The sequence below is a fragment of the Ignavibacteria bacterium genome, assembly GCA_017303675.1.
Lineage (GTDB): Bacteria > Bacteroidota > Ignavibacteria > Tepidaquicellales > OLB5 > OLB5.
Genome location: JAFLBX010000001.1, coordinates 799,024 through 816,138 on the forward strand (window position 1 = coordinate 799,024; position 17,115 = coordinate 816,138).

Genomic DNA, 17,115 nt, shown 5'->3' on the forward strand with positions numbered 1-17,115 from the left:
TCTATATATCTATGAATTTTTCAATCGGTTTTGATAAAAGAGATGTTTAGACCCTCACCCCCCAGCCCCTCTCCCAAAGGGAGAGGGGAGCAAAGACCGAAAGATAATAGATTTTAATCTGAAAATATCCCGATTGATGATTGACGATGGAATGTGATTAAGAACAATTTAGGATTAAAGTGATTTAATAATTATCATTCCCCTATATAAGGGGGATAAAAAACAAATATTATGAATTTTTCAATCGGTTTTGATAAAAGAGATCTGCCAAAGGTGCATGAAGCATTTGATAAGATCGTGGAATCAAATAAATGGACAGAAGGGTATTACACCGAACTGTTTGAAAACAACTGGGCTAAGTGGAACGAGCTGGAATCAGTGGCATTTTCAAGCTGGGCAGGCGCCGCGCTTGCAGCTCTGGATTTTTATAACCTCAAGGGTAAAACAGTACTGTGTCCAAGCAACACATTTATGGCAACTCCCCTGGCAACACTGCAGGCGGGAGCCGAGGTTCAGTTTGTTGACTGCAATAAGTTTGACCTGTGCATGAGCTATGATGATATGGTAAAAAAAGCTGAGCTGTATAAACCTGCGGCAATATGGGTTGTGCACATTGGCGGTCATTTGACATTTGAAATTGAAAAGATCGCAGAGTACTGCAAAGCTAATAATATTGTTCTGCTTGAAGACTGCGCCCATGCGCACGGTGCATCATTTAATTGTAAAAAGCCGGGAATGTGGGGAGATGCGGGATTTTATTCATTCTACGCTACCAAGACAATTTCTACCGGTGAAGGCGGAATGCTGGTATCAAAACATAAGGGTGTTATTGAACATGCTAAAAAATACCGCAATTACGGAAAGTTCGATTATAAAGTAAAGGGACTGAATTACAGGATCACGGAATTCCAGGCGGCAATAGGCGCGTTTGAAACTGAGCGTCTGCAGGAGATCGTGGATTTCAAAAATAATTATGCGGAAACTCTGCATACATCTCATCCAAACAGGCTTAAGCTTCCTGAAGGGATGATCTCAGGGTATTACAAATATATAGTTTTTGACCCGATAGAAAAATCAACCGGCAAAGTTTATGAAGAACAATGCCACCATATATTGAAGCATAATGTTGAGCTTCCAAACAGTGACTGGATAGCGGGAAATCACTGGTGCGTGCCGATATATTATAATCCGTAGAGCGACCCCACCCCAACCCTCCCCGAAGGGGAGGGAGAAGAAGTTGAAAATTGAAATTTTTTGCCTGCTTTCCTGTTTGATCTGCCGTCTCGGCAGGCAGGCGCGGTTATAGAATAATAAATGAATCCATCTCAATATTACGATTATACTCCTAACAGCGTTGATTTTTCCGGGTATGAGCGCGGTGAATCAAACAAGATACCTTATGGATATTTAGGATTGTATCTTGTGCTATCAATCGTAATATGTTACCTGTATCATAAAAAAATTGTTGCCACAGCAGACTGGAATGCGCCAAACAGCCTGAATGCTGTTGCTTCCTTTAATACTGCTAAACCGTACCAGTTCAGGCTATTAATGCCGCTTATCTTTGATTTTTTCAGGCCGCTGCATGCTGTTTACGGTAAATATCTTTATAATGCGTGGAATGTTGCCGCGGTGTTATTGATACAGGTTGTGTTCTACAAATTGTTATGCGGGTATTTTAAGAATAAAAAATATCTGCTGTGGGTTGCGCCTGTGATACTATACCCGATCCTTTTTAATTATATAATACTGAACCAGTCTTTCCAGTATTATGATTTTACCGCGATATTATTTTTTACCGTTGGTCTTTATTATATATTGAATCAAAATACTACGGCTTTTTTTATTTTTTTTGTTATTGCCGTTATAAATAAAGAAACTGCCGGTTACCTGATATTCGCTTATATGTTCTTTAACTATAAAAATCTGTTCACAAAAAAAATAATAGTTAACACGTTTATACTCGGGGTGATATTTATAGGCTACAAACTACTTCTTGGATATATTTTCCGCTTAAACCCGGGGGATAGCTTTGAAGTAGGATATTATGAGAACATCAGGATAGTAAATGAGCTTTTCAGCAACACCACTTTGCTTAAAAATCTTGCGCTGAACTTCGGGGGACTGTATATTTTTGTGATTTTACTTTTTGTAACCGGTTTATGGAAAAAATATCCGGACAGAAGAAAAGTATTTATGAACCTTGCGATTGTTCCTTATTACCTGTTCGGTATTTACATAACTTACATTACCGAAGTAAGGGTTTATACGGAACTTATTCCTATGATAACTGTTTTATTTTTGATATTTTTAAGCAATTTCAGGTTTTCGGGATTAATTCCGCGGGAATTGCCGCAGAAAAACATAAATTGAATAATTTCACCAATAATATTTGAACACAGAATTAAAAAATACACAGCAGGAACAAAAGAAACAAACAGGCGGCGAAAGCCAGGTGAGCTTTGATGATTACGTAGAGACCTACAGGTCAGAAATTGATGACTCTATAGGGTTCATAGGGCAGGATGTGGATTTTTTTATTGAAATTAAAGCGGAGCTCTTGCTTAAGCTTGCAAAAAAGAATTTCGGCGACCTCTCAAAAGTAAAAGTACTTGATATAGGCAGCGGGGTTGGGCTTGTTGACCGCTATCTGAAAAACGAAATAAAAGATCTATACGGCGTTGATGTGGAAGAGGGAGTGGTGGAAAAAGCTAAGTTCAACAATCCCGAAGTAAATTACAGGTTATATGACGGCGCGAAACTGCCGTTTGATGATAATTCATTTGACCTTTGTTTTGCCATCAACGTAATGCATCATGTGCCGCCCGGAATGTGGGAAAATTTTTCGCGGGAAATGCACCGGGTTTTAAAACCCGGCGGCATAGCCGCAGTGTTTGAACATAACCCGCTGAATCCCTTAACAAGGCTGGCGGTTGCAAGGTGTGAGTTTGACCGAGACGCTGTTCTGCTGAACCACGGAAAGATAAAAAGCCTTTTTAGATCAGCCGGATTAAAAGTGTTCGATGATTCTTATATCGTATTTTTCCCCTTTAAAGCAAAGTTCTTCAGAGGAATTGAAGCATTCCTGGGGTGGCTTCCCGTGGGTGCGCAGCATTATGTAACCGGGAAAAAATAAATATCTGCTGAGGGTAAATATTGATAAAATACTTAAATAAAAAATTTCCGAACGACAACTACCCTTCTGTTTTAATTCACCTGTATTATTTAATGATATCATTCACCTTATGTTATGTGTATTACCATAAGTTTATAACAAGGGCTGATTTTTATTCACCTGAATCAAGCGGAGGCATTTATGCCGTGCTCAACGGGGAAGCGCTTAAGCCGGTGCAGTTCAGGATACTTATCCCGCTGATATTTAAAGCGGCGCAAAGCGTCATATTTCTGGTTAAAACAATTCCGGATAAAGCGCTTTTTTTCATTATCACAATAATGCTATGTTACCTTATATTATTTTCATTTTACCTTCTGCTGGGCCAGTATTTTAAAGGAAGAGCTATGAACTGCTGGCTGGCTTCCATTATCATATATCCAATGCTGTGGAACCTGGTAATAATGAATGGGCAGTTCTTTTATATGGATTTCAGTATCCTGCTTATAATTATACTCGGATTTTACTGCATAGCAGCTGAAAAATATAACCTGCTGCTGCTGGTATTTTTTCTTGGTGTGCTTAACCACCCTTCAGTTGGATACCTCATAATTGCATTTTTGCTCTACAATTACCACAGCCTGTTCAGGCTTAAAACGATCATTTATACTGCGGTAATGAGCATTATGTATATATGTATATACAGGGTTATGGATGCATATTTCCCCAGTACTGCGGGGTATTTTATAATTTATAATCTGCCGCGCAACCTTGAAATACTGCATATACTGCCCATGCATATCATACTTAGAGATGTATTTTTCAATTTCGGCGGGCTGCATTTATTTGTGATAATGTTTTTCCTTTCAGGCGCATGGAAAAGATACCGCGGACCGCTGCTGTATGTTAATCTTGTTATAATACCGTATGTAATTTCAGTACTTATAAATTTCAGCATCGAAGAGATAAGAAATTATGTTACCATCATTCCATTTGTGCTGATACTTACGCTTTTATTTCTCAGCTCGTTTGATAATTCTTTTTTAAAGCCGGTCGAGAGGCTTTTTGAAAAACAGGGAAAATAACAGGCCGGGATAAAAAATGAAAATTCTTTACGTAAGTTCAAACGGCGGGATACATGATTACAGGTTCTTAAAAAAGCTTGCCGAAGATTACGAAGTACTTTTTCTGCATTATGCGGCCGGAGAAATAATTGACGAGATCGACAGGATTGGAAACCTGGAGATCATCTCCAAGAAGCCGGCTTTCCGCAGCATGCCCCTAATAAGTGAGCGCTCACATTTTAAAAAAGTTGTAAAGGAACTTAAACCGGATATAATTCACTCAGGTTATGTATGGCAGGTGGGCATACTTGCCGCGAACTCAGGTTTCCATCCGCACCTTTCTATGCCGTGGGGTTCTGATATACTTACAGAACCGGATAAAAGTTATTTCCGCAGGCGGCTTGTTAAAAAGGTGATGGAAACCTGTGACCATGTGCAGTGCGATGCCGAGTTTGTAAAAAAGAAAATTATGACAGATTACAGCCAGCCGGCAGAAAAGATATCGGTTTTTCCATGGGGAATAGATCTGAACCAGTTCCGCAAATCAGATAAAACCCAGGCAAGAAGAAAGCTGAACCTTGATGAGAATAAATTCATAGTCCTTTTCAACAGGTATTTTGAACCGGTTTACGGGGTGAATTACCTGCTGGATGCATACAGGGATTTTTCTTCAGGCAAAGAAGAGGTTATGATGCTTATGCTTTCTGACGGCAGCGGCAAAAATGATGTTTTAAGGTATATCACAGAAAAAGGGCTTGATGAAAAAGTGCAGTTAATAGGGAGAGTTCCTAACCATGAGCTTCCGGATTTTCTCAATGCGGCAGATGTATATGTATCACCTTCGCTGAGCGACGGTACCTCACTTTCACTGCTGGAAGCTATGGCTTGCGGAACCGGGATGATCGTAACAGATGTTCCCGCAATTAAAGAATGGGTAAACAGTGAGAACGGCCTGATGGTAAAAAAAGGCAGTTCGGCAGAGATAAAAACCGCGCTAGAGGAGTATTATATTAACAGGGAGCTTGTTAATACACACGGAAGAAAAAATATAGAAATATCAGCAGCCCGTGCTGACTGGGATAAAAACTACCTTAAGCTTAAAGAAATTTACAATAACCTGTTAACTAAATAACCTTGATGAAAAATCTATTGTTACTGCACGGCGCATTAGGATCATCGCAGCAGATGGAACCACTTAAAGCTTCTTTAAGCGGGATATATAAAGTACACACTTTAAATTTCAGCGGGCATGGCGGCGGTGAAATACCCGCAGAACCGTTTTCTATGGAAATGTTCGCAGGTGATATCATAAGATATATTGATAATAATAATATAGCCGGAACAGATATTTTCGGCTACAGCATGGGCGGCTACGCCGCATTGTATGCAGCGCTTAAGAATCCCGGGAAAATTGGGAAAATATTCACGCTTGCCACAAAGTTTGAGTGGACACCGGAAACTGCCGAACGTGAAGTTAAAATGTTTGATGCTGAAAAGATAAAACAAAAAGTACCAAAGTTCGCAGAAGAGCTTTCCTTACGTCACGGTCAGGGTATCTGGATTAATGTACTCACGAAAACCGCTGAAATGATGATGGCTTTAGGCAGCAATAATATGCTAACACATGAGCTGCTTGGCGAGGTGAAAAATGAAGTACTGGTTGGGATAGGCGACAGGGATAAAATGGTAACACTTGAAGAAACCATTGCTGCTTACAGAGCTTTGCCGAATGCAAGCTTAACTGTATTAGCTGAAACGCCACACCCTATTGAGCAGATTGATACAGAAAAACTTACAAATGAAATAATGAGATTTTTTAAATGATCGATTTCACTTTTACACAACTTTGTTCCTTTTAAATCTTAGGTGAAAGTTGTGACAGCGCTTTACCGCTAACCCGCTGCGCGCATTATTAAAACTGTATTGATAAGTACATACGCAGCAACTACAGAATAAAAGCTTATGCGGTCAAGCTTTTTAGCTCTTGTGATATATTCCGGTTTTTCGGTTTCATTCCATTTAAAAGAAATAACCGCTACAACGAGAATAACAAATATTGCAATAAATGTAATGTTATGAATATTATCAAACAGTGTATTTGAGACAGTGGAAGGTACAGCGGATTCGATAATGTACTTATTACCTACTGCGGCAAAAAGTCCCCCTACGCAAAGACCAAGCCTATCGCTGGGTTTCACAAAAAACGCCAGCAGCACAATTGAAAACGCAACATATACACCTGTAAGCATTTTAAACAGCGTATTCCAGGAATTTTCGCGGGTAAGGTATATATCAGCAGTTACCGAAGGATATGTGCTGGAACCCTTGATAACGGGGTCGCCGAAAGTAGTATTATAGGTCTGGTTATTTACGTAAAATGCCAGCGAATCAATTTTCCAGTTGCTGAGCACAAGGTTTGAATCAATTGCTGAATTACCCTCATCTGTAATGAAAGCGAGCCTTTTAGTATCATAAATAGTGTGATCAATATGGAGGGTCAGTTTTTGTTTATCAAACGGGAAGGCTGATACATCCCACTCCTTAAAAACAACAGCGTTGAACTTCATCATATCCCAGTTTATGCCTTCCTTTTTCATCTTTGCGTAGTTGGAAAAAGATGAAGATTTAGAATTTGTAACTTCGAGGGCATCATTGAACTGAAGGCTGTCATTTTTATAATTGAACCACATCCAGAAATCAGCCGAAAAACTCTGATCGCTGATATTGAAATCGGTAAGTGAATTGAAATAAATACCGACTTTGCAGGTATCATCTGCTGAACGTGTAATAACTGTAAGAGATATTAATAACAGAATTACAGATAAAATTTTATTCATTAAATATAACTTTATTTAAAATTAACTTACTTTTTTATTGTGACAGCAAATTTAGTAATGTAAAATTTTAATTGTTAGTTAATAATTTATAACAGTTTGAAAATGGCAGAACCATTAAAAAATATGTATAGCAAACCCTACCTGGAGAAATTCTCAAGGGTGTTTAAAGATATCTATCCGGCATTCGACACAAAACAATTTTTAAAATTGGTTTTTGATAAGGAATGGGAAAGCCGTGAGCTGAAACAAAGAATGAGCCATATAGCACTGTGCCTGCATAAAACGCTGCCGGGTGATTACAGGAAAAATATTTCGATCTTAAAAAAAGCCGTACCGCATTTTAACGGATTTCTTTCTATGATATTTCCGGATTATGCACAGCAGTTTGGCTTAAATGATCCAAAAACATCTGTTCCCGCACTGAAGCTTTTCACGAAATACGGCAGCAGTGAATTTGCAGTAAGACCCTTTATCATTAAATATCCCGAAATGCTGATGCCTGAAATGCAGAAGTGGGCTCGGGATAAAAATCACCATGTAAGAAGGCTCGCATCTGAAGGCTGCCGCCCAAGGCTTCCCTGGGCAATAGCACTGCCTGTTTTCAAGCGCGACCCCGCGCAGGTATTGAAAATCCTTGAAATTCTGAAGGAAGATGATTCTGAATATGTAAGAAAGAGTGTTGCCAACAATCTGAATGATATATCAAAAGATAATCCTCAGACTGCACTTAACACTGCGGTCCGCTGGTACGGCAAAAACAAAAAGACAGACTGGATAGTTAAACACGGCTTAAGGGGGCTGTTAAAGAAGGGGAATCCGGAGGCATTAAAAATGTTTGGCTGGTATGGGGCAGAAGGTATAGAAATAGAAAGATTTAAGCTTAGCGGAATTAAAGTACCGGTCGGCTGCAGTTTAGAGTTTTCATTTGATATTAAACCTGTTAATCCTTTAAATGAAAATATGAGGCTTGAATATTCCATTGATTTTATTACTTCAACGGGAAAAACAAGCAAAAAGATATTCAAGATCACTGAAGCCAGGGTAGAAAAGGGTAAGGTATGCAGCTTTAAGAGGAAACACTCATTTAAAAATCTTACAACAAGAAAACATTTTAGCGGAAAGCATAAGATTTCATTAATTGTTAACGGTAAAAAAACTGAAGAAAAAGTTTTTTATATAACCTGAGTAATCTTATTTATAAATTTCAAATATCCTTACATTATCATAAGTAGATTTGTGACAAGAAACACAAACTTTGCCGTTTTTACTTACACTGTATTCAACTTCACCTGTTGGCGAATATTCCGCCCAAAGCCAGTCTTTATTTGTATTTGCAGCGCCTTTTAGCTTAACCATAACAGCAAGAATTTCAGCTTTGCCCGTCTTTTCTGAGTAGATTTCCTTTATTATAACAGATGAATCCGGAAACATAATGCCTTTGGGCAGGTGTCCGTCTGAATTAAGAACAGAGGCTGCTTTATTGTTAAATTTTACACGCATAAAATTATCATGTGCGCGTTCAGTTTCTTCGCTTGTTGGCAGAATATCCGGTGAGTGTTTGTAATAGTAATATTCTTTTTCAGAGCTTATCCATTTATACAAGCTTTCATCATCAGCAGTTTTTTTAGGCGCAAACAGGAAGATGTATCCAGTAATTGCGAACGCAATAAAAACAAAAGATATGGTTTGTATAAGCCTTCTTTTATTCATGTAATATTAATTAAAATTGTTATAAAATGATTTTATTAATCCATAAACCAATAGCCAAAATACGGCGTTAAACGGAAAGCCGCAAAGATAAGTAAATAAAATCCAAAAGCGTAAATATATTTTTTATCAAAACCGTTTTTAACAGAATCAATTACTGCCAGGAAAACGGGAGCTAAAATTAAAATGAACGCTAAAAGGAAGAACGCCATTACCCCGATGCTCCACGCAATGCCAATATCAGTATATGGAAGCAATGATTTCGGGTCATACATAGAAGAAGTACCGGCTTTAAATACAAACTGGAGCCCGTTTGCCCAGTAAGGAGTACAAACCCATCCTGTACAAATTACCGCCAAAAGAATAAAGTAGTTCAATATTTTATCTGCAGCAGTAGAGTTTTTATCTGCGGCAGATCTCAGGAATATTATCAATGCTGCTACTGTTAACAAAAGACCCGGGTAAATGAGCAGCCTGCGAAGCCAATCGAGACCATCAGGGTACGGATTAAGTTCAACTGGACCGACAAAGTTATTTACTTCAACAGGTTTTGATATTAGTATTAAGCATAATATTGCGGGAACTACAACTAAACCCCAAATAACTATCAGAATATAAGTACTATGCTTAACTGAACTTTTTTTCATTTGCCAGTTCTTACTCCTTTAGTAAGTATGTTAAAAAGAATTGATACAAATTTCTGAATAGAAACCGGAATCACAGGGTGATAAATATTATATTTTCCGCACATTCGTGCGGCCTGTAAAAAAGTCGGCGCACCATTTGGTTTTGATCTGCCTATTGAAGCCAGGCTGAACATTTCCACAAAAAAATCTTCTGTATTTAGCGCCGGAACGAAACTTACGGTTAATACGGATGCTTCATCATTATTGTTCCACCAGCGGTGTGGTTTGCCCTTATCCATTAGTACTTTTTCCCCGGGATTTATTACATATCCTGTTTCACCGATCTCTACGTTTACTTTCCCATGTATAACCTCAAAAATTTCATCCTGAAGGGTGTGTACATGTTTCATTGGAACAGTGCTTCCGGGTGCCAGCTCCAGCCGGAACTCAAGTAATTTTCCCTCTGTCACAGAAGCAGTTTTTGTAAACGTAATGGTCTCTTTAGTTATAGTATTAATAATAACATCACCGGGATTCGCCATTAAAGATCGACCGGTTCATAAGTTAGAACTATCCATTTTTCTGTTTCCATCAGCAGGGTAATATCGTTCCTTACATACGGCCTTTTAGCTGTAAGCTCGCTAAAGATGCGGTTCATAAGAGTGTTTGGATTCTTACGGTACATTATGAGGCCGCGCGGATTTTTTTTCATAAAAGATTTTATCTCACCGGTAAGCCCCTCTTTATCAACGGGTACATTGTAGCTGCTTATCAGGATTTTTTCCGGCGGAGCAAGCTTAGTTCTATAAGGAACATAAAATATACTTGATGCATTATCGTCAGCATCGAACATAAGCGCGGGGTATTTATCGATATAATGATCTATTACATAAATGAGCTTCCATGATTCTTCCGGCTCATCGGAAGTTACAAGAAACTCGATGACCTTGGGAAAAAGCTTGTTGTATTTTTCGGGTACCCATTCCTTAACATATGATAGCGGTATGCATGAAAGTATTACCACAGAAGCGACTGCAGCCTGAAGGAAGCCTGAGCGCATTTTTGAAAGATCTGTGTTTAGACCCGCTGCAGCAATTACGGGCGCTATAAAGAACATAAGGTACAGGTAATGCGTGGTATGATAAATTGTTGATTTTGCACCTGCGAGACCGTTAACCAGTGCCGGAGCCAGTACAGGAATTAATAAAGCTATAAGGAAAACTTTTGGATATCCCCTGTAAAAAAAGATAATGCCCTTGATAAAATACCAGAAGAGAATTATCGTTAATCCGAGTGCAAGAAAATAATAGGGGAGGAAAAATCCTTTTGCCCTGAGCCCCAGGCTTAAGCCCTGTATATTAACTGTATCGGTATACTGATCTGCAGCATTAATGGTTTTAAAAGGCTCTCCGTATAAAACGTAGCTTATAACGATCCATATTACCTGGAAAAGCAGTGAAAGCCCTATATAGTAACAGCAGCCGTTACGCCGGGTTAAAAATGCGAGTACACAGAAAGGAACAATAACAAAGATAGCCTCGGGCCTTGATGCCAGCGCTATGAAAGAAAAAATTCCGGCGATAACAAAATATTTCACACTTTTTTCTGATGCGAGAGCTTTAATAAAATAATATATCATAATACATGCGGCCGCCAGAAAGGTCTGCTGTGCATATGGTTCAAAGTTAAGCCTGAAGATAACAGGATTGAGTGAAGATATTATGAAGGCCAGCAATGCCGTTTTGAAATCTGTCAGGGCAAGCGTCATTTTAAAAACATAAATGCACGCAATGGTCATAACAGCAATCATTGTAAAGGCTGATGTATAGAAAAATTCACCGGTAATCTTAATTATCGGACCCATAAAATAGAACCAAAGCGGGTGACCCGATTCAGGCAGCACAAAAAACGGTTTTTGTGCCCACCAGAGCGCATTCCATACGCGCGTTGCGGAATCACCCATATCCATCATGTTGAATGGTATGAGATATATTTTAACCGCAACAGAAATTATTACGGCAGCAGCAAATATCCCTATTTGCATCCCGGAAAGCTTTTCGGAATGCAATTTAAAATCACCGCTGCCAAGCAGCTTAGGAAATAAAAACGGTCTTTTAATATTATCCATTAATAAAATTTTTATTTTACAAAATACAGATTCGGCTTGCCTTTATGTCCCAGCAGACCGGCGTAAGTACCTTTGATATAATACCAGCCAAGCTTAAGATCACAAACTTTTATGAACCACACGAGCCGCCACGGGAATAGCAGGCTATCTTTTAAATACGATAAGATCAAACTTATAAATAAACGATATTTGCGAAAATACAAATATTTATTTCTTTGAATAAGGTAGTATTCAAAGTAATAGCCCTGTTTATTTTCTTTGTTCCATTTATGATTATGCCATATAACGGCGTTTTTGTTTACGAGGCAAATATAACCGGCTTCTTTTATCCGCCGGGCAAGATCAATTTCATCGCCGTAAGCAAAATAGCTTTCTTCCCACAAACCGGTTCGTTTAAGAACATCAGTCTTTACCATCATAGCTGCGCCGGGAAGAACATCAGCCTTTGCTGAATCCGGGATGTTTTGAGATGAGAGGGAATAATCAGAGCCTTCGAAATGTTTTTTTATTGTGTATGAATTAAAATCAGCGCTTGAACCAAATTCCTGAACCCGCTTTTTTACCGTATCTCCTTCCCAGAAAAAAATTATAGGCGAAGCTGCAGCAGCCCGGGGCTCATTTTCAAGAGATGTAAGAAGCTGCTCTATACAGGTACTTTCTATTATAGTATCATTATTCAGAAAGAAAATATATTCACATCCTGCTGAAATAGCTTTTTCAGCGCCAAGGTTATTGCCGCCTGCAAAGCCGGTGTTTCTGCCGGCAGAGATATATTCGATATCCAGTTTAAACTGCTCATTAAGCTGTGCTGAAAACCCTGAGTCTGAACTATCGGGATTATTATCTACAAAATATATTTTAAAATCTTTAAAAGATTGCCCGGCAAGAGAGCTATAAAGCAATTCCAGGTTCTGCTTTTGGCGGTACATTACCAGAATAACAGCAAGCTTAGCCAATGAACCCGCCTTCATAAACATTTTTTATCAATGTGGTATAATAATCAGACACTTTTTCCAGTGTATGATTTTCAACAGCAAACTTTGCGGCATTTTTTCCAAGCTCTTTGGTTTTAGCCGGGTCTGAAATAAGAGTTCTTAGCGCATTTACAACTGAATCGGCGGTTAATTCAACCATCATTCCGTTATTTTCATTTATAAACAGCTCCGTATCTCCTCTTCGGGAAGCAATTACAGCGTTGCCGCATGCCATAGCTTCAAGGACACTTTGAGACGGATAGTTAGTGCCTGATTGCAGCGTTACAAATATTGATGTGCGGCTGAATATCTCAGGGGGATTGTTATGAAACTCAAAATTAATGTTATCTTTGAGATTGTTTACAGCAATGTAATCATTAATTTCATTCACCAACGAGCCTTCGCCCAGCAAATGAAACTTTACTGCGGGAAATTCCTTCAACACTTCACGGGCAGCTTCAAGATACAGCATCGGGTTTTTATCCGGTTCAAGTCTTGATGCGAATGCTATTTCCATTCTGGTTTTATCACCTATAGAACATTTGCTGTAGTCAATAAATGAACATGGAGCAATTGATATTTTTTCCGGGGGAATATTTACCCCCAGCTTTTTTACGCCATCGGCTATATAGGGGCTCAGGAAATCCACTTTATCGGCAATTTGAAGAATATGATTAAATGAATAATATTTCCTGTACCAAAGCTTTTTAGTATCTTTAATCACATCGCTGAACCAGCTGTCCATATCTGAAAAAATAATTTTAACACCGGGGATATTATTTTCTTTATAAAAAACCAGGGGCAGGCCGCCCGCAAAGATCCCGACAAATACTTTTATATCTTCTTTTTTTCTTATGGCTTCAATCTCTCTGAATATTTTTTTCTGCCTGATTTTGTTTTTGTAATACCAGTAATATTTTCTTGCGGCTGTTGCGGCTTTGTCTGTTTCATAAGGATCCGGAATAATATCATTATATTTTCCGGGCATTGATCCGTTTGAATCTTCTATGATTTCATTTGCTGCAGTAGTTATAATTTTAATGTTGTTATCCGCAAGATCCGGAAAAACACGGTTTAGATGCTTCATCATAAGCGGATTTATGATGTAGCAGAAATTTCCCGGATACTGATTCTGTAAATTAATGAACAGGTTGGTAAAACGCTTTTCAGCGCCGCCAAAAGCGCCTGATGGCAGAATTACAAATGCAGTTTTTGGGATCAGTTCGCTCAACTTAACAACCTGACAAATTAATATTTATAGAATTTTTTGGCATAATAAGTTCAAATATAGTTTACCAGCAGATTTATTAACAGTAAAAAAGCAGAATATTTGATTAATTTTGAAAAAACTCACGTTTTAGGGGTATTAAAATCGACTTGCAGATAAAATGAATGGTTTTTAGATTTATAGTTCAAATTAATAAAAATGCAATGAAAATATTATCTTATGTTTTAGCGGTTTTGGTTATAGCAGGTAGCGTTTTATATTACGGTTGTGATGATTCCGGGCAAATTCCAAAACAGGAAACAGCAGGACAGGTAAAGTTCACACAGAGCATAAAGCTTCCGCAGCTTGATCCAGTTAACGACGGATATTACAATCTCTTTATATTATTGACCGATACACTTGGCAATCCAAGGTTTTCAAACCTCGGCAGGTTCAATGTGTTGACAAGCGGACAGCTTGTTGATCCTTCCGGCAATCCAATGACCCTGCAGGTTAACGCGAACGATACATTAGATCTTGCAAGAGCTATATATGCAGTTATAAGTATTGATATGGGTGTAGTAACACAGCCGGGCATTACAAGAATTGCCGCTGGCCCGATCACAGTTCACCCTGATTCAGTGACTGCAAGATTGCTGATAACAGATACAGCAGCTATCGGCAGCCCTATGACGGCAGCTCTTGGTCCTAACAGCGTTTTTTATATTGTGAACGCACCGACAGGAACAGCAGGAGACTGCGGGAAAGGATTATGGTTCTGTGACCAGGATGGAGTTCTTTCGTGGCCAAACGGTAGCGCATTAAATCCCGGGATGGGCTGGCAATATCACGGGTATGTTAGAAATAAATCTACAGGTGAATTATTTTCAACAGGTATATTCTACGATCCCAATAATTTTGATTCAGACGGTGCGGGCGCTTGCGCAGATACACTTGGCACAGCTTACAGCAAACCCGGGCAGGACTGGATAAGAAACGGTTGCGGTAATATTTCGAACATACTAGACGGCAATCATGAAGCATTTGTTACGCTTGAACCGGAGTTCAGGTCAGGCTCTCTGCCGCCATTTGTTCTTAAGCTCTATTACCAGAACATTATCATCAGCGGGTTAAACTGCAACAGGCATGATAACATGTTCACACAAAGACAGAATATTCCCGATATTCTGTTAAGGGTTACAAGGTAAAACAGCTATATATGAAAGTAAATCAAAAAGCCATTTATCCCGGAGGGGTAAATGGCTTTGTTGTTTAATTATGAATATTAATTATTTGCCTGAATAGAATTTTTCTATAAAAGTAACAACAGTTTCAACCATATCCAGGTTCATTTCAAAGAACAGCGGCAGCCGCAAAAGAGTATCTGAATATTTATCTGCATTTGGCAGCTTTCTTTTACCGTGTTTTTTTGAGTAATACGGTGAACGGTGAAGTGACAGATAGTGAAATACCGCAATAACACCGTTATCCTTAAGATATTCAGCAAGCTTTTGCCGCTCTTCAAGATCGCGGGTAAGAAAATAAAAGATATGCGCGTTATTAGTTGCATAATCCGGAATAACAGGAAGCGTTATAAAACCCTTATCATTGAGCGGTTTTAATCTTTCGTAGTACGTATTCCAAAGCAGCAGCCTTTTTTCCTGGATCTCGGCAAGATGTTCAAGCTGGCCCCATAAATAGGCAGCAAGAATTTCAGAAGGAAGAAAAGAAGATCCGATATCAACCCAGTTATATTCTTCCACTTCTGCCCTGAAAAAGGCGGCGCGGTTCGTTCCTTTTTCACGAATTATCTCAGCGCGTTTTATCATATCATCCCGGTTTACTGCTATCATTCCGCCTTCTCCGCAGATAATATTCTTAGTTTCATGGAATGAAAACGCGCCAAGCTCACCGATCGAGCCCAATGGCTTTCCTTTATAAAACGAATCAACTGCCTGTGCGGCATCTTCAATTATATTAACATTATTTTTCTTTGCTATTGCCATGATCTCATCCATCATACAGGCTATACCGCCGTAATGAACGGTAACAACAGCTTTGGTTGCGGGAGAGATGAGCTTTTCTATTTCTGTGGGATTAATGTTGGGGATATTTTCAATTGAATCGGCAAAAACCAGCTTCGCGCCTCTTAAGGCAAACGCGTTTGCCGTGGAAACAAATGTATACGAAGGAAGTATTACCTCATCGCCGGGGTTTATTTCACAAAGCAGGGATGCCATTTCAAGAGCATCGGTGCAGGAAGTTGTTAAAAGAGTTTTTTTAAAGCCGTAATTCTTTTCAAAGAACTGCTGGCACTTTTTTGAAAACATTCCGTCACCGGAAATTTTTCCTGAGCTAACGGCTTCTTTAATGTATTCAATTTCATTACCTGCAATGAAGGGTTTGTTAAACGGGATCTTTATCATTTAAAATAATCCAGGTGAGTTATATATTTCTACAGTTGGTAATTTAAGTATTTTCTGTTCAATCATAAAAGCTTTCAATAACATATGCCTGTCTTCTTCTTACCTCATCAAGGGTACGCCAAAGATACTCACCGATAACTCCAAGCATAAGCATTTGGAACCCGGAGAGCAGTAATACTAAGATCATAAGCGGCGCCCAGCCCTGGAACGGGACATTCCCGGTAATTTTAGCTATTACTATGAAGATGGAATATATGAATCCCGAGAATGAAATAAGCAGTCCAAGAATCGACATCAGCCTAATTGGCAGGAAGGAATAACCAAGCACGCCATCAATAAGATATTTTAGCTTTTTTGAAAAGGTCCATTTTGATTCGCCAAGCTCGCGTTTTTGGCGGGTATAGGGTATGAACTTGACCCTGTAACCGGTCCACAGAATTTGCCCCTGCCAGAATGCATTGGCTTCCATGTTGCTGAGAAGCAGGCTTTTAACTTTCTGGTCAATCAGCAGGAAATCGAAACCGCCTGCCGGCATATTTGAAAAGCTGAGCTTGCGCATGGCAGCATAAAATATTTTAGAAGTGGTGCGCCTTGCGAATGATTCATCACGGTCTGAACGGGTGCATATCACGATAGGGTAGTTCTCTTCGTAATGATATTTGAACATTTCATTTATAAGCTCGGGTGAATCCTGAAGGTCAGCTGAAATATTAACAATACACTTTCCTTTAGCCTTTGAATACCCGGCATAAATCGCATTTACCTGTCCGAAGTTGCGGGTAAATTTAATGATTTTGATAAGCCCTTCATGTTTATTTTTCAGTTCAACAAGCTTTTCCAGGGAGTTATCATATGAGCCGTCATCAACAAAGATCACCTCAAAGCTTAAATGCGGATTTTTCTTAATAACAACCTCATTAATTTTATTGAAGGTTGGCTCTACATTCAGCTCATTGCAGAAAACGGGAATGACAATAGAGCACGAAATTTCTTTGTTTTGTTCCTGCCCGGTCATATTATGTTCAGATTATTTT

Annotated in this window: 17 protein-coding genes; 8 read left to right on the forward strand and 9 right to left on the reverse strand. The window is 38.9% G+C overall.

Going from position 1 to position 17,115, the window contains the following annotated elements; translation table 11 throughout:
• The first annotated feature begins 231 nt into the window (after window positions 1-231).
• The 6 genes from J0M37_03655 (at window position 232) to J0M37_03680 (ending at window position 6,000) form a co-directional block, all read left to right on the forward strand.
• A complete protein-coding gene (locus tag J0M37_03655) occupies window positions 232-1,194 on the forward strand; it encodes a DegT/DnrJ/EryC1/StrS family aminotransferase (protein MBN8584165.1) in 963 nt (320 codons plus the stop codon).
• A 120-nt stretch (window positions 1,195-1,314) separates the two neighbouring features.
• On the forward strand, window positions 1,315-2,373 hold the full coding sequence (locus J0M37_03660; GenBank protein MBN8584166.1) for a hypothetical protein: 1,059 nt from the start codon (window positions 1,315-1,317) through the stop codon (window positions 2,371-2,373).
• A gap of 19 nt (window positions 2,374-2,392) precedes the next feature.
• Entirely contained in the window at window positions 2,393-3,136 is a 744-nt protein-coding gene (locus J0M37_03665) for a class I SAM-dependent methyltransferase (GenBank protein ID MBN8584167.1), read from the forward strand.
• A 20-nt stretch (window positions 3,137-3,156) separates the two neighbouring features.
• The gene (locus tag J0M37_03670) at window positions 3,157-4,197 is read left to right on the forward strand and encodes a hypothetical protein (protein ID MBN8584168.1); all 1,041 of its coding nucleotides are present in this window, start codon (window positions 3,157-3,159) and stop codon (window positions 4,195-4,197) included.
• Between the two features lie 16 nt (window positions 4,198-4,213).
• Complete coding sequence (locus J0M37_03675) at window positions 4,214-5,308, forward strand: glycosyltransferase (GenBank protein ID MBN8584169.1); 1,095 nt, start codon at window positions 4,214-4,216, stop codon at window positions 5,306-5,308.
• Between the two features lie 5 nt (window positions 5,309-5,313).
• Window positions 5,314-6,000, forward strand: a complete 687-nt coding sequence (locus J0M37_03680) for an alpha/beta hydrolase (protein MBN8584170.1) — start codon at window positions 5,314-5,316, stop codon at window positions 5,998-6,000.
• A 68-nt stretch (window positions 6,001-6,068) separates the two neighbouring features.
• Here J0M37_03680 and J0M37_03685 read toward each other — a convergent pair whose 3' ends face one another.
• Window positions 6,069-7,013, reverse strand: coding sequence for a hypothetical protein (locus J0M37_03685; GenBank protein MBN8584171.1), 945 nt, complete (start codon window positions 7,011-7,013; stop codon window positions 6,069-6,071).
• Between the two features lie 102 nt (window positions 7,014-7,115).
• Between J0M37_03685 and J0M37_03690 the strand changes: the two genes are divergently transcribed.
• On the forward strand, window positions 7,116-8,198 hold the full coding sequence (locus J0M37_03690) for a DNA alkylation repair protein (protein MBN8584172.1): 1,083 nt from the start codon (window positions 7,116-7,118) through the stop codon (window positions 8,196-8,198).
• 6 nt (window positions 8,199-8,204) lie between these two features.
• On the opposite strand, the gene J0M37_03695 is transcribed toward J0M37_03690, so the two are convergent.
• From J0M37_03695 to J0M37_03720, 6 genes are read right to left on the reverse strand one after another with little or no spacing between them, the layout of a single operon-like run.
• The gene (locus J0M37_03695; GenBank protein MBN8584173.1) at window positions 8,205-8,723 is read right to left on the reverse strand and encodes a cytochrome P460 family protein; all 519 of its coding nucleotides are present in this window, start codon (window positions 8,721-8,723) and stop codon (window positions 8,205-8,207) included.
• A 35-nt stretch (window positions 8,724-8,758) separates the two neighbouring features.
• Entirely contained in the window at window positions 8,759-9,367 is a 609-nt protein-coding gene (locus J0M37_03700) for a hypothetical protein (protein MBN8584174.1), read from the reverse strand.
• On the reverse strand, window positions 9,364-9,888 hold the full coding sequence (locus J0M37_03705; GenBank protein ID MBN8584175.1) for a cupin domain-containing protein: 525 nt from the start codon (window positions 9,886-9,888) through the stop codon (window positions 9,364-9,366). The genes J0M37_03700 and J0M37_03705 overlap by 4 nt, the downstream gene beginning before the upstream one ends.
• Window positions 9,888-11,474, reverse strand: a complete 1,587-nt coding sequence (locus J0M37_03710) for a glycosyltransferase family 39 protein (protein MBN8584176.1) — start codon at window positions 11,472-11,474, stop codon at window positions 9,888-9,890. Before J0M37_03710 ends, J0M37_03705 begins: the two co-directional genes overlap by 1 nt.
• Before the next feature lie 11 nt (window positions 11,475-11,485).
• On the reverse strand, window positions 11,486-12,451 hold the full coding sequence (locus tag J0M37_03715; GenBank protein MBN8584177.1) for a glycosyltransferase family 2 protein: 966 nt from the start codon (window positions 12,449-12,451) through the stop codon (window positions 11,486-11,488).
• Window positions 12,423-13,679 (reverse strand): glycosyltransferase family 4 protein, encoded by a 1,257-nt coding sequence (locus J0M37_03720; GenBank protein ID MBN8584178.1) that lies wholly within the window; start codon window positions 13,677-13,679, stop codon window positions 12,423-12,425. The genes J0M37_03715 and J0M37_03720 overlap by 29 nt, the downstream gene beginning before the upstream one ends.
• Window positions 13,680-13,879: 200 nt before the next feature.
• On the opposite strand from J0M37_03720, the gene J0M37_03725 reads away from it, so the two are divergent.
• On the forward strand, window positions 13,880-14,863 hold the full coding sequence (locus tag J0M37_03725) for a hypothetical protein (GenBank protein ID MBN8584179.1): 984 nt from the start codon (window positions 13,880-13,882) through the stop codon (window positions 14,861-14,863).
• 81 nt (window positions 14,864-14,944) lie between these two features.
• On the opposite strand, the gene rffA is transcribed toward J0M37_03725, so the two are convergent.
• Window positions 14,945-16,081, reverse strand: coding sequence for a dTDP-4-amino-4,6-dideoxygalactose transaminase (gene rffA / locus J0M37_03730; protein MBN8584180.1), 1,137 nt, complete (start codon window positions 16,079-16,081; stop codon window positions 14,945-14,947).
• Window positions 16,082-16,139: 58 nt separating this feature from the next.
• Complete coding sequence (locus J0M37_03735) at window positions 16,140-17,096, reverse strand: glycosyltransferase (protein ID MBN8584181.1); 957 nt, start codon at window positions 17,094-17,096, stop codon at window positions 16,140-16,142.
• Window positions 17,097-17,115: the final 19 nt, after the last annotated feature.

Bases quoted from the DNA above. Each gene is read 5' to 3' on its own strand.
- J0M37_03660 (MBN8584166.1), top strand. From the start codon at position 1,315: ATGAATCCATCTCAATATTACGATTATACTCCTAACAGCGTTGATTTT.
- J0M37_03695 (MBN8584173.1), bottom strand. From the start codon at position 8,723: ATGAATAAAAGAAGGCTTATACAAACCATATCTTTTGTTTTTATTGCG.
- J0M37_03735 (MBN8584181.1), bottom strand. From the start codon at position 17,096: ATGACCGGGCAGGAACAAAACAAAGAAATTTCGTGCTCTATTGTCATT.
- rffA (MBN8584180.1), bottom strand. From the start codon at position 16,081: ATGATAAAGATCCCGTTTAACAAACCCTTCATTGCAGGTAATGAAATT.
- J0M37_03685 (MBN8584171.1), bottom strand. From the start codon at position 7,013: ATGAATAAAATTTTATCTGTAATTCTGTTATTAATATCTCTTACAGTT.
- J0M37_03700 (MBN8584174.1), bottom strand. From the start codon at position 9,367: ATGAAAAAAAGTTCAGTTAAGCATAGTACTTATATTCTGATAGTTATT.
- J0M37_03705 (MBN8584175.1), bottom strand. From the start codon at position 9,888: ATGGCGAATCCCGGTGATGTTATTATTAATACTATAACTAAAGAGACC.
- J0M37_03680 (MBN8584170.1), top strand. From the start codon at position 5,314: ATGAAAAATCTATTGTTACTGCACGGCGCATTAGGATCATCGCAGCAG.
- J0M37_03725 (MBN8584179.1), top strand. From the start codon at position 13,880: ATGAAAATATTATCTTATGTTTTAGCGGTTTTGGTTATAGCAGGTAGC.
- J0M37_03655 (MBN8584165.1), top strand. From the start codon at position 232: ATGAATTTTTCAATCGGTTTTGATAAAAGAGATCTGCCAAAGGTGCAT.
- J0M37_03710 (MBN8584176.1), bottom strand. From the start codon at position 11,474: ATGGATAATATTAAAAGACCGTTTTTATTTCCTAAGCTGCTTGGCAGC.
- J0M37_03675 (MBN8584169.1), top strand. From the start codon at position 4,214: ATGAAAATTCTTTACGTAAGTTCAAACGGCGGGATACATGATTACAGG.
- J0M37_03690 (MBN8584172.1), top strand. From the start codon at position 7,116: ATGGCAGAACCATTAAAAAATATGTATAGCAAACCCTACCTGGAGAAA.
- J0M37_03715 (MBN8584177.1), bottom strand. From the start codon at position 12,451: ATGTTTATGAAGGCGGGTTCATTGGCTAAGCTTGCTGTTATTCTGGTA.